10 protein-coding genes are annotated in these 12,003 nt (G+C 62.1%); 7 read left to right on the top strand and 3 right to left on the bottom strand.

What is annotated here, in order from left to right:
• The first annotated feature begins 19 nt into the window (after nucleotides 1–19).
• From QWI18_RS19210 to QWI18_RS19195, 4 genes are all read left to right on the top strand, one after another.
• On the top strand, nucleotides 20–721 hold the full coding sequence (locus tag QWI18_RS19210) for a DUF3053 domain-containing protein (RefSeq protein WP_192130353.1): 702 nt from the start codon (nucleotides 20–22) through the stop codon (nucleotides 719–721).
• Between the two features lie 157 nt (nucleotides 722–878).
• A complete protein-coding gene (locus QWI18_RS19205; protein ID WP_369319642.1) occupies nucleotides 879–3,065 on the top strand; it encodes a M48 family metalloprotease in 2,187 nt (728 codons plus the stop codon).
• 321 nt (nucleotides 3,066–3,386) lie between these two features.
• Nucleotides 3,387–5,135: a right-handed parallel beta-helix repeat-containing protein gene (locus QWI18_RS19200; RefSeq protein ID WP_369319575.1), complete on the top strand. Its 1,749-nt coding sequence runs from the start codon at nucleotides 3,387–3,389 to the stop codon at nucleotides 5,133–5,135.
• Nucleotides 5,136–5,410: 275 nt separating this feature from the next.
• Nucleotides 5,411–6,652 carry a DUF1835 domain-containing protein gene (locus tag QWI18_RS19195; protein WP_369319574.1) on the top strand — a complete coding sequence of 414 codons (1,242 nt, stop codon included), beginning with the start codon at nucleotides 5,411–5,413 and terminating at the stop codon, nucleotides 6,650–6,652.
• Here QWI18_RS19195 and QWI18_RS19190 read toward each other — a convergent pair whose 3' ends face one another.
• The 3 genes from QWI18_RS19190 to QWI18_RS19180 form a co-directional block, all read right to left on the bottom strand.
• Nucleotides 6,653–7,114 (bottom strand): GNAT family N-acetyltransferase, encoded by a 462-nt coding sequence (locus QWI18_RS19190; RefSeq protein WP_369319573.1) that lies wholly within the window; start codon nucleotides 7,112–7,114, stop codon nucleotides 6,653–6,655.
• 76 nt (nucleotides 7,115–7,190) lie between these two features.
• Nucleotides 7,191–8,699, bottom strand: a complete 1,509-nt coding sequence (locus tag QWI18_RS19185) for a Fic family protein (RefSeq protein ID WP_369319572.1) — start codon at nucleotides 8,697–8,699, stop codon at nucleotides 7,191–7,193.
• 117 nt (nucleotides 8,700–8,816) lie between these two features.
• Nucleotides 8,817–9,713 carry an AraC family transcriptional regulator gene (locus QWI18_RS19180; RefSeq protein WP_192130356.1) on the bottom strand — a complete coding sequence of 299 codons (897 nt, stop codon included), beginning with the start codon at nucleotides 9,711–9,713 and terminating at the stop codon, nucleotides 8,817–8,819.
• A gap of 138 nt (nucleotides 9,714–9,851) precedes the next feature.
• On the opposite strand from QWI18_RS19180, the gene QWI18_RS19175 reads away from it, so the two are divergent.
• From QWI18_RS19175 to QWI18_RS19165, 3 genes are read left to right on the top strand one after another with little or no spacing between them, the layout of a single operon-like run.
• On the top strand, nucleotides 9,852–10,595 hold the full coding sequence (locus QWI18_RS19175) for an SDR family NAD(P)-dependent oxidoreductase (RefSeq protein WP_369319571.1): 744 nt from the start codon (nucleotides 9,852–9,854) through the stop codon (nucleotides 10,593–10,595).
• A gap of 19 nt (nucleotides 10,596–10,614) precedes the next feature.
• Nucleotides 10,615–11,016, top strand: a complete 402-nt coding sequence (locus tag QWI18_RS19170; RefSeq protein ID WP_192130358.1) for a VOC family protein — start codon at nucleotides 10,615–10,617, stop codon at nucleotides 11,014–11,016.
• Entirely contained in the window at nucleotides 11,013–11,999 is a 987-nt protein-coding gene (locus QWI18_RS19165) for a trans-acting enoyl reductase family protein (RefSeq protein ID WP_369319570.1), read from the top strand. The genes QWI18_RS19170 and QWI18_RS19165 overlap by 4 nt, the downstream gene beginning before the upstream one ends.
• Nucleotides 12,000–12,003 lie beyond the last annotated feature (4 nt).

Genomic DNA, 12,003 nt, shown 5'->3' with positions numbered 1-12,003 from the left:
TTCTGGAGATTCTCCGACAATGACCGTCTCACTCACCCGCCACTGGTTACTCGCCCTTGCACTGCCTCTGCTACTGACCGCCTGTGGCAGCAGCGAACCTGACCAGCGTGCCGCGTTCAAGCAGTTCCTGCAGACCCGGATCATCGACAAGCCCGGCGTGCACGTGCCCAAGCTGACCCCGGATGAATCGAAATCGTTCGGCGATTACAGCCAGCACTATGCCGTGATCACCGACTTCAACAGCGGGATGGACGCGAGCATCAAACCCCTCAACGGCTTCGTGCAGAAAGGCGCGTTCCGTTCATTGAGCGACGTGATCGAGCGCCGTGACGATATCAAGACTGCGCAAACCGGCTTGAATGACCTGGTCGTGCAGCTCAAGCAAGAGTTGGCAAAAGCCGATGCCGCCCATGCCCAGCTCAAGCAGCCTGACGATCTGAAGACGGTGTATGACAGCGCCTATGACCGCACCGTGACCCTACCGGCCAACACGCTCCTGACCGTGATGCCGCAAGTCAACGGCACCATTGATTCGGGCCTGAAAGTGGCTGACTACGTCGACGCCCACAAAGCGCAGATCCAGATCAATGGCTCCGTGGTTCAAGTGACGGACCCCAAGGTGCAGACTGAGTTGAACACGCTGCTGCAGGACCTGAATGCCAAAGCCAGGGTGGTTCAGGAAGCGCAGGTGCGCATGCAAACGGTGTTGCTGGGTCGCTGATCCAGACGCCGATGGCTGCGTGGCTCACCGCGTTGAGCCACAGCGTCGAAGGCGTCGCTTTTGACACGCACGCAACGGTCATCTGAACGTTGCTCAAGGAAGAAGGCGCGCGCCAGGGAGGGCACTCGGCGGCGCAGAAGAGGGCCGTCCGATGGACATCAAAAAGCTGAAGCTGATTGCCGTACTGGTTTTATTTCCCCTTGGGTTGAATCTGGTTGGGGTCTGGGAGCTGCAACGCAGCAGCGACGACCACGCCGAATACGCGGCCTACCAGGCCGACCTTGCCGAATTTCGTCCAGAGCTCCAGGCCATCGCCGACAACAGCGGCTCGCGACCCGTTATGGTCGATGTGGGCGACGGCGAGAAAATGGAAGTGAAAATGGCGCTGTCCCGCGTCACTGAGATGCAGGACGAGCTGGACACCTTGCTGCCGTTGACCAATGTCATGGCGTGGGTGGCAAAGGGCACCATTACCCTCGGTTTGCTGGCGGCTCTGGTGGGCGGGCTCGGCTTGCTCGCCCTTAACTGGGCAGGCCGGCGCGCCATGCATTCGCGGGAGCAACTGCTGCACAGCTTCACCCGTGTGATCAAACTGCTGCCCTACGTTCTGGTCGGGCACGTGGTGGTGATGGGGGCAGCGATTGCCGCCATCGTCGCATTCGAGGCGCTGGGCGCGTGGCACGCCGGGCGGCTGTCGGCCGGCGAAATGAAGTTCATGTTCTTCGGCATGGTCCTCGTCGCAGGCTGTCTGTATTCCATCTGGCAGATGGGCACGCAACTGCGCGTCATGCTCAACATGTTCCAGCCCACGCCGATGGAGGTGATGGGCGAGACGGTCACCGTCGAGCAGGCGCCGGTGCTCTGGGCTTACGTGAAGGATCTGGCCCTGAAACTGGGCGCACTGCCGCCCGATCACATCGTGCTGGGCATGGCCGCCGGCTTTTACGTCACCTCCGGCGACATCGCCCTCGCGCCGGCCAACACCACCTTGACGGGCCGCACCCTGCATGTGCCGCTGGCCTATCTCGGCATCCTGGATGAAGCCGAAACCACCGCGGTCATCGGCCACGAGCTGGGGCATTTTGCAGGCGCGGATACCGAGTTCAGTATGCGTTTCGTGCCGATCTACCACGGCATCGAGCGCAGCCTGGTGGTGATCGGGCAGACCCTGGTCGACAGTGAATGGCTGCAGCGCGCGACCCTGCACCCGGCGTTCATGCTGGGCGCCTACTTCATGGAAAGTTTCGACCACGCGGTGATGCACTGGAGCCGTGTGCGTGAGCTGGAAGCCGACGCCGCCGGTGCGCAGCTGGCGGGCAATCTGGCGGCCGCGTCGGCGCTGGTGCGCATTTCCGCCATCGATCCGATGCTGCAAGAGCGCCTGGTCGCCCACATCACCCAGGCAACCCGGCCGACGTCCGAGCACGTGCCGGTCAGTGATCTGCCGACCACGGTTCTGCGCGAAATCGCGGCCTTGCCCCTGACCTTGCCGGAAGAGGAAATGGCCACGCAGCTGCCGCATCCGTCAGACACCCATCCTTCGAATGGCGAGCGCGTGGCGTCTCTCAAGGTGTCGATCGACGATGCCGTGCGCAGTGGCACGCGGCCGCTGGATGCAACGCAAGCCTGTGCGGCGATGGATCGCTACTTCGCCCAGCCCGACGTGTTGCGCGCTCGCCTGACGGACGATTATCTGAGCCATCACGTCCAGCAGGACGCCGTCCTCGTCGAGACATTGCGCACCCACGCCGGCAATGTGACCGGGGACGTTGCGCTGCACGAAGGGGCGCGCTTGCGGGGGCAGATCCTGATCGGGTTCAGTGGCCTGCTGGCCGTGGCGGGGCTGATCCTGCTACTGGCACCGGTGCTGTTTCCAGGTGCTGCGGGACGTGATCCGCAGCCATTTTTCGTCGGTGCCGGCATCGCTCTGTTCATCATGCTGTGCATGTTGCCCTTTGGCGTGCGCCTGTTCAGACGTGCGCATAAAACCGCGCTGCTGCTGACGCCGGATCACTTCGTGTTCGCCAACCTCAAGGCGCCGCTGCCGATTCGCGACATCGCCGACTTCAACCTGCAGGTGGGGAATGTCGTCATGCTGACGATCCTGCTCGAAGACAACGCACCCCTGCCGGAGCTGACCTCCCGGTCGTTCTTCGCACCGGATGTGGCGCTGAACAAGAAGAAACGGTGGCTGATGTTGCCGATGAGCAAATTCTGCCGCGATGACAAAAAGCTCAAGCTCCCCGAGCTGGCCGAACTGATCGGGAACTACGTCAACGCCGGCGCCGCGCGGCATTTGCTGCAGCAGCGGTTTGAGCAGGAAGAGGAATCGAAGGCTGGGTAGATGAGGCCAGGTTGGAGCGAAATTCGGATACACCGGGATTTTGAATAGTAGGACCGGCTTTAGCCGGGAAGAGGCCGGTTTGACTACTGCAAATGTCGCGGTGTGAAGCCTGACGCCTTCCCGGCTAAAGCCGGTCCTACGAAACGCACGCGACCCGGGGATCTGCTTTAGTCGCGCAGACTTCGATCCGATACCTGCGCTGAACGGGGAAAGACTGAGGACGGGATTCCCCACCGCCCGTCACCTATCCCGTCAGATGACCCAGCTTTCACACAGCATGCCCATACTGCTCCCGTCTCTTCATTCGAAACGGAGCATGTTATGACACTGCAATTCAATGTCCGGGATTTTGGCGCAGTCGGTGATGGGCATACGTCCGACACCGCGGCCATTCAAGCCGCCATCGATGCGGCGGCGAAAGGCGGCGGCGGCGATGTGTATATTCCTGCCGGCACCTGGACCCTGACCCCGGGCGGAAAGCCTGCCGACGGCGCGCTGATGCTAAAAAGCAATGTGTTCATCAAGGGCGAGGGCATGGGCGTCACGGTGCTCAAGCTGGCCGATGGCACCGACCAGGCTGTCACCGGCATCATCCGCTCGGCGAGCGGCGAGGCAACCCACGATTTCGGCGTCAGCAACCTCACCCTCGACGGCAACCGCGATGCCACCAGCGGCAAGGTGGATGGCTGGTACAACGGCTTTCTGCCGGGCCAGCCGGGTCAGGACTCCAATGTCACGCTGTCCGGCGTCGAGATCCGCGATTGCTCGGGCTACGGCTTCGACCCCCACGAGCGCACGGCGAACATGCTTATCGAAAACAGCGTGTCCCACGGCAACGGGCTGGACGGGTTCGTCGCCGACTACCTGATCGACAGCACGTTTCGCAACAACCTGGCCTACGACAATGACCGTCACGGTTTCAACATCGTCACCACCACCCACGATCTGGCGCTGCTGAACAACGTCTCCCACGACAATGGCGGGGGCGGCATCGTCGTCCAGCGCGGCAGCGAAAACATCCCCTCGCCGTATCACATCACCATCGAAGGTGGCGAGGTGTACGGCAATGCGGCTGAAGGCGTGTTGGTGAAACTGTCCAACGGCGTTGATATCAGCGGCGTGGACATTCACCACAACGGTACCTCCGGCGTGCGTGTCTACGGCAGCACGGACGTTGAGGTTCGCGGCAATCTGATTCACGAGAACGCACAGAAAGCCGGCATTCCTGAGGTGCTGATCCAGCCGTTCGACGACCGCGGCGGCGTCTCCGGGAAGCTTCATCCGTCTGACCACAACACCTTCGCGGGCAACATCATTACCGGCGGCGACAAAAGCACCTTCGGGGTGGCAGAGGAGAGCGGGCAGTCCGGCAGCAACTCGGTGTACGGCAACACCTTCGCGCACCTGCAGGACACCGTATCGCTGCAGGGCGCGGGTGACCACGTCGGGACCAACCCCGTGCTGAATGCCATCGACGGCGGCAATGGCGGCGATGCCATCGTCGGAACCGCGAAGGCCGACTCGATCAACGGCAAGGACGGGGCAGACACCCTGAGTGGCGGATCCGGCGCGGACCTGCTCTGGGGCGGCGCTGGCCATGACCGGTTGCTGGGCGGCAGCGGCAACGACACCCTGATCGGCGGCGCCGATGCCGACGTGCTGTTTGGCGGCGCAGGCTCGGACCTGTTCCGGTTTGCCTCGGTGTCCGACAGCTACAGAACGGCGACTGCCAGCCATGCAGACCGCATCGGCGACTTCGATGCCGCCCATGACATCATCGATGTCTCGGGCTTGGGCTTCACCGGATTTGGCGACGGCCACGACGGCACCCTGAAGTTCACCACCAACGCCGAGCATACCCGGGTCTACCTGAAAGACCTGGACGCCGACGTGCAAGGGCATCGCTTCGAACTGATTCTGGACGGTGATTTCAAGGCCGCTCTTCCTTCAAAATCCATGGTATTTGCCGACGCCCCGACGTCGCTGGCCAGTACATCAACCCCAGCGGATGCCGTGTCGGTGGAGCTGGTAGGCGTGGCTCAGGATCATCCGGAGATTGCCCTCGTGTGACGTAACGGCAGGCCCGTCTTGCCCCTGCGCGCTGGCACGGGGAGTGGATCGAGGTAGGCCCGCGCCGTGAGGTCATACTCACGGCGTGGTCCCATACAACTCCCGCCTCCATTTCCGCCCCCACCTTTGCATCCTGCCGGCCTTCCGGCTAAAGTCGGCCTCCGGGCGTCTGCTGCGCCTGCGGTACGCGCGAAGGGGTCTCCCAAGGCAAGCGTTGCACACTCATTCATTCCAGCTCCCGGCTTGTCGGCGGACCGAGCCCCAAAGGAGTTGGCATGCCTGCCACACATGCGTCCCGTCAACACGGTCTGCTCGATGTACCTGCGCTGCGTAAGCACGCAAAACGTCTTCTCAAAGCCCTGAACACCCACGAAGCGGATGACGCCCGGGCGCAATTGCGCGCGATGGGCCTGCCGGGCCCGGCCTATCGGCTCGCCGACACCCAATGGCTGGTGGCCCGGGAGGCAGGGTTCGCCAGTTGGCCCAAATTGATCGCCCATGCCGATGCCGTCGGATTTGCCGCCCGCCATCCGGATTTTGCGGCGACGGGTGAAGCACAGGTTCAGCACTGGCGCTGCGGCAACGACATCGAGCGCAGCCTGCGCGTTGCCGGCTTCGCAGGTGCGTTCCAGATGTTCGACGACCCGATGGTCATGGGACCGGTTCCCGCGCTGCCTGACGACGACTATTGGGCGGTGAGGGCAGTCTTTGCCCAGCAGGCCTTCGGCTTGTCGGCCCGTGATGCTCAGCAACGGCAGGCGACTCAGCGTGGGGCTTTGGCACGCCTGAATGCCGACAGTGAACTGGTCCTGTGGTGCGAAGCCGATGCCTACGATCAGCTGTTTCTGGTTCGGCTGCTGGCGAGTTTGCCCAGCATGCCGCGCAGGCTGGAGCTGATCGAGATCAACCGCGTGCCCGGCGTCGAGCGATTCATTGGTATCGGGCAACTGGACCCGGACGTGCTCGCCTGGCTCTGGCCCCAGCGGCGCGCCATCGGTGAAGACGCGCTGGCACTGGCCCGGCAGGTATGGGCCGCCTACACCGCCGCGGACCCGACTCGCTGGGCCGAGCTTGCGGCACAGCACCATTGCGCGCTGCCGCTGCTCGGTCCCGCGCTGGCAAGACAACTGCAGGAGCTGCCCGGCGCAGAGGATGGCTTGAGCCTGACCCAGCGGCTGACCCTGCGCATTCTCGCGGAGAAAGGCGAGATGCCCGCCGGCAAGGTCTTCGGTCATTTGATGATGACCTATGAGCCGCTGCCGTATCTGGGCGACATGATGTTCAACGCACTGCTCAGGGCTCTCATCGACGCACCGCAACCGCTGCTGCACGAACAAGCGGGCAGCGAATGGCCCAAACGGCTGGTCGGACTGACCGCGCTGGGTGAGCGCGTCCTGCGCGGGGAAGTGAACTGGCTTGATCTTGAGCCAGCAGAGCGGTGGGTCGGCGGTGTGCAGATTATTGCGGACCGCTCGCCCTGGGTGGTCAGCCCCGAAGGGCGGGTGTGGTGTCGCTGACTAGGCCAGAGACGTCAGTGACTTCTCCATGATGATCGTCCGTTCCTCGCCGTGGTATTCATCCCGAACGGTCGAGTAGCCCAGGGACTGGTAGAAGCCCTCAGCCGTGATGGAGGAGGGCACGCGCAACTGACTGACGCCGTTGGAGATGGCGGCTGATTCAACGGCCGCCATCAAGGCGCGCCCGGCGCCCTGGCCCTGGTGTGTCGGGGCGACGAACACGCTGCGAACCGTGGCTTGATCGAGGCTCGCCGTGGCAATAACTTCTTCGTCGAGGGTCGCCACGTACACCTGCCGCTGCACCAGCAAGCGCAGGATCGCCGGCGGCGAAAAACTCAGCGTCACCTGGGCGATCACGGCGGCGGAATAATCCTGGCGATTGGACTCGCGCAGGGCGGCCACGATGACGCGGCTGATCGCGGTGGCGTCATTATCCGTTGCCTTGCGGATATGGCAGTTCATGTGGCTGTGGTCCTTGTGTCCGCGAGCGGTTATCTCAATACCGGGTGAGCAGCGCACACCGATAATCCCCTTTCATTTACTGGTCGTTTTCATCTTGTGGCCGTTGCTGCGCCTGCTGATCAAGCAGCATTTGTGTGACCTGCTCAATGTAGTCGAACACCTCAGGCTGGACCGAGTATTGGTACTGCTTGCGACGGTTGTTGGAAACCTTCCCGTTATTCGTCAGGCACATCATCACGAGGTTGGCCAAGTCGCTGCCGCGCACGTCGTAGACCTCATTTACCGTCCGCACGACCCTGTCATAGTTTTCAAGAAAGATTGTCTCTTCCCGAAGTTCCACTTCTAACGCACGCTTCGCCATTTCCAGAGTGAACCGTACCGCTGAAGTGGCATCCCAGAAGCGATAGATCGAGGGATCACCCGTGAATTCGAACGAGTACTGACCCTGATCAATCCACCGGACATCCCAGAAATCACGCGCCGGGCGAGAGAACGACTGCAACGTCTCCAGATACAGGCGCTCCTCGCGTTTCATGGCCACAGATACCGGCAGCAGCAAACCATTTTCCAGCGCGCCGGCGCGGCACAGAGTGTGGTGGATCAAAAAACGGGAGAGGCGACCATTGCCGTCCATGAACGGATGAAGAAAGACGAAACCGAACGAGATGATTCCAGCCGCGATGAGGGGGTCGATCCGCGCGGGCGCGTCGTTGCCCAAGGCCATTAGCTCCTCCATCAACTCACGACAGAGATCTGGGCCTGGCGGAACATAGGTGACCCCTGCTGCGCCCTGTAGCCCATTCGCCAGATGGTTCTGCTCATGCCGAAACGCGCCCGCCATGTCAAAAGGGTTGGATATCGTTGCATTCTGGAGATGGACCAGATAGTCCTCGTCCAGTGGAATACCCTCATGAGCCTGCCGGAGCAGTTGGATAAATTTGCGCGCCTTATCCTCGCTAGGCGACTCTTTCTCAATCGCAAATGAATCCTGCGTCTCGTGAAGGTAAGCCCAGTTGATCGCGCGATCCATCATTCCTGTCGGGAGGCTCCGCATGAAGTGCTGAGCGCGTGCGAGGATATCGTAGTCCAGCAGTGCGACGATCTCCGGCGTACGCTCAACAGTCGCGCAGTAGGCGATTGTCCCAATCCCGTTGAACTCTACCCGCCAGCGGGAATTGCGCTCTCCAGGCATCGTCACATACAAATCAGGATCGAACAGCGGTACGAATGCACCTCTCACGGGTGAATGCTGAATCAGCTCTTCCCCGGTGAAGGCTTCGCGAAGAAAACAGGCTTTGCGCAGGTAAATACCGTTGGGGGTCTTTACTAACTCCGCCTCCACTCTAGCCGCGGGAATTTGCGGCAGTGCCTGGGCCAAAATGGTGAGATTGATTCCTTCGTGCTTGAGCGCGAACAGCAAATGCCCCAGCAGATCATCTGGCTCAGGCGCACTGCCCGGTGGCACCGTCAGCGTTTCACTGATGCGCTTGATCCTTGTGACTGGCTGAATCTTCGCGGGTCGGTTTAAAGGGAAAGCCGAAAGGCGCAACGATTCTTGCAGCTTGGCGTAGCCAACTAAATTCATAGCGCAATTCCTTGATTCACGACGATCCCATGCAGTTTTTCTTCAGTGCACCCAGAAAATCTTCAGTTCGACCAATTATCCTGATTTTTTCTTAACTTGATACATCCCGTCTTACTCCTAGGACCGCGCGACCACCCCCGTAGCCCTGAGAATCCTGCCGGCATCCCGGGCGGGAGGGAGCCCGAACACCCGGGCGTAATCACGACTGAACTGGGTGGCGCTCTCGTAGCCGACCTCGAACGCGGCTGCCATGACGCTCCTGGCATGGGCAACCATCAGCGTTCTGGCCTGCAACAGGCGAACCCGCTTCTGGTACTGCAAAGGGCTCAGGTGAGTGACCGCCTTGAAATGCCGATGGAACGCCGAGACGCTCATCGAAGCGCGCTCGGCCAGGCGCTCCACGCCCAGGGGTTGAGCGAAGTCACGACGGATCCACTGGATCGCCATGTTGACCCGGGCCATGGCGCTGTCCGGCGCGGCGATTTCGCGCAACATCCAGCCAAGGGGGCCCTGGAGCACGCGGAAAATAATTTCCCGTTCATAGACCGGGGCGAGGGCGGCGATCGCTTCGGGGTCGCCCATCAGTCGCAGCATTCGCACCCAGGCATCCATCAGTTCATCTGTCATCAATGCGACGGAAAACCCCGAATCCTGTTCAGCGCGGCTGGCAGGTTTGGGCAGGTCGGCGAACAGCGTCGCCAGCACCGCCGGGTCCAGCGTCAGGCTGACTGCCAGATAAGGCTCGCCTGCAGGCGCCGGGTGCACCGAACCCACCGCAGGCAGATCGATGGACATGACGAAGTAGGTCGCCGGGTCGTAGCTGAGGGTCAGGTCCCCCACGGTCATGCTTTTGCTGCCCTGCAGAATCACGTTGATCATCGGGTCATACACCGCCGCGAGCAGGTGCTCGGGGATTTTGCCCTGCACCATGGCTACCCGGGGGATGCCCGTTTCGGTGCGACGGTTTTCAGCACCGGCAGCAAGCAATCGGAGTTCATTCAGTTGTTTTTCCATGGGCAGCATGTTGAGGGCTGAGCGTCATGCCGCGCAAGGGAAAAGCAGAAACGGGCAGGTTCCGAGCAGGAACGGACACGTCCTCGGTCTCTGTGATGAGTACTGTGGAGCCACGTTTGAATCACAGAGGAACACGACATGGGCGTTATCGTTATCACAGGCGGCAGCCGCGGGATCGGTGCCAGTGCGGCCGAACACGCGGCGAAACGGGGTATGGGTGTCATCCTGACGTACAACGCCAACCCTCAGGCGGCGGCTTTGGTCGTCGAGCGCATTGCACAGGCCGGTGGGAAGGCCGTTGCGCTGAAACTCGACGTGTCCGACGTCGGCAGCTTCGAGGCGTTTCGCGAATCCGTGGTCACGGCACTTCGCGAAACCTGGGCGACCGCCACGTTGAGTGGCCTGGTCAACAACGCCGGCTATGGCCTGTTCAACCCCTTGGCAACGGTCAGCGAAGCGCAGTTCAACGGTCTGTTCAACGTGCACCTCAAAGGCCCGTTTTTTCTGACTCAGGCGCTGCTGCCGTTACTCGCGGACAACGCCAGCATCGTCAATCTCACCAGCGCCACGACACGAGTGGCCACGGCCGGCGTTGCTCCCTACGCCGCGTTCAAGGGTGGCCTTGAAGTGCTGACCCGCTACATGGCCAAAGAATTTGCCGACCGGCGAATACGCGCCAATGCGGTATCACCGGGCGCCATCCGCACAGAGCTGGGCGGCGGCCTCAACGATGCGTTCGAAGCGATGCTGGCGGCGCAGACCGCGCTCGGCAGAGTGGGCGAACCGGAAGACGTCGGCCGAGTGATTGCCATGTTGCTGTCCGACGAAAGCGGCTGGATCAATGCCCAGACCCTTGAAGTCGCCGGCGGCTACAACATCTGACCACGGGAGGATTTCGAGAATGCTGGATCATATTTTTCTGTCAGTGAGCGACGTCCCACGTGCCGTCCGCTTCTATGAGCAGGTGCTCGCACCTCTGGGCGTCACGGCACGGCTGGACTACGACGGCAAGGACGGTCCGCCGGGACATCCTGACCTGAAAGGCTTCGGCGCCAACGGTCGGGTGTTTTTCTGGCTGCGCGAGGGAGTAGTCGAAGGACGTGCTGTCCATGTCGGCTTCGTCGCCAACAGCAAGGCCGAAGTGGATGCCGCTTACGCCGCCGCCATGGATCACGGAGCCGTGGACAATGGCGCGCCCGGCGCACGCTTGCACTACGACCCTGATTACTACGCCGCCAATGTGCTGGACCCGGACGGCTACAGCCTGGAATTCGTCTGCAAAAAATGGCAGCACGCCCAATGAGCCCGCTGCTGATCTACGGCGCCACGGGCTACACCGGGCGCATGGCAGCAGAACGCGCCAAAGCCCAGGGGCTGGTGTTCGAAATCGCCGGGCGCAATCGTCAGCGTCTCGAAGCACTGTCTGCGCAGCTGCAAGTGCCCTATCGGGTGTTCGATGCCGACGGGAATGCTGCCGCTTCGTTGTCGGGGATCTCTGTGCTGCTCAACTTTGCCGGTCCGTTTGCGCACACCGCCGAGCCTTTGATGCGCGCCTGCATCCACGCCGGCGTTGACTATCTGGACATCACCGCCGAAATCAACGTGTACCGATTGGCCGAACGATTGGGCGCTGAAGCCTTTGCACAGGGCGTCATGTTGCTGCCGGGCGTGGGCTGGGACGTGGTGCCTACCGACGCGCTGGCACTGCATGTCGCCAGGCGCGTTGATCAACCGCGTTCGCTGCGCATCGCGCTGCAAGTGCCGGGGTCGATGTCTCGGGGCTCGGCCAAGAGCGTCAGCGAAATCATCGGCGCCGGTGTGCTCGCCAGGGTGGCGGGTGAACTTGTCGCGACACCTGATGCCCCGCCGCGTCAGTTTGATTTCGGCCAGGGACCGCTGCTCTGTGTGCCGCTCTCGTTCGGGGATCTCGTGACCGCGTGGCATGCAACCGCCATTCCCGACATCAGGATGTATGTCCACCTCTCGGGCGAAGCGTTTCCAGAGGGCGACCTCTCACTGCTTCCCGATGGCCCCGACGCTGCGGCGCGTGATGCCCATAGGGCTCGCGCGGCGGTTGAGATCACCGGGGCAGATGGCTCGATCGCGCGGTCGGTCATCGAAACCGTGAACGGCTACACCTACACACCACTCGCTGCGGTTGAAGCTGCCCGCCGTCTGTTGGGCGGTGAGCGGCGGCGGGGGTTCACAGCCCCGTCGCAGGTGTTCGGCGGCGGGTTTGCGCTGAGCATCGCGGGCACGGTCATCACCGACCTGCCAGCCAGGTAGTTCC

Origin of the sequence: Pseudomonas sp. W2Oct36 (genome assembly GCF_041060465.1) — a bacterium.
Lineage (GTDB): Bacteria > Pseudomonadota > Gammaproteobacteria > Pseudomonadales > Pseudomonadaceae > Aquipseudomonas > Aquipseudomonas graminis_B.
Note: the sequence above shows the minus strand (reverse complement) of the source record. Positions and strands in the feature narration are given on the sequence as shown.

Excerpts from the sequence above, each read along its gene's own strand:
- QWI18_RS19210 (WP_192130353.1), top strand. The coding sequence starts at position 20 with ATGACCGTCTCACTCACCCGCCACTGGTTACTCGCCCTTGCACTGCCT.
- QWI18_RS19165 (WP_369319570.1), top strand. The coding sequence starts at position 11,013 with ATGAGCCCGCTGCTGATCTACGGCGCCACGGGCTACACCGGGCGCATG.
- QWI18_RS19200 (WP_369319575.1), top strand. The coding sequence starts at position 3,387 with ATGACACTGCAATTCAATGTCCGGGATTTTGGCGCAGTCGGTGATGGG.
- QWI18_RS19170 (WP_192130358.1), top strand. The coding sequence starts at position 10,615 with ATGCTGGATCATATTTTTCTGTCAGTGAGCGACGTCCCACGTGCCGTC.
- QWI18_RS19180 (WP_192130356.1), bottom strand. The coding sequence starts at position 9,713 with ATGGAAAAACAACTGAATGAACTCCGATTGCTTGCTGCCGGTGCTGAA.
- QWI18_RS19195 (WP_369319574.1), top strand. The coding sequence starts at position 5,411 with ATGCCTGCCACACATGCGTCCCGTCAACACGGTCTGCTCGATGTACCT.
- QWI18_RS19175 (WP_369319571.1), top strand. The coding sequence starts at position 9,852 with ATGGGCGTTATCGTTATCACAGGCGGCAGCCGCGGGATCGGTGCCAGT.
- QWI18_RS19185 (WP_369319572.1), bottom strand. The coding sequence starts at position 8,699 with ATGAATTTAGTTGGCTACGCCAAGCTGCAAGAATCGTTGCGCCTTTCG.
- QWI18_RS19190 (WP_369319573.1), bottom strand. The coding sequence starts at position 7,114 with ATGAACTGCCATATCCGCAAGGCAACGGATAATGACGCCACCGCGATC.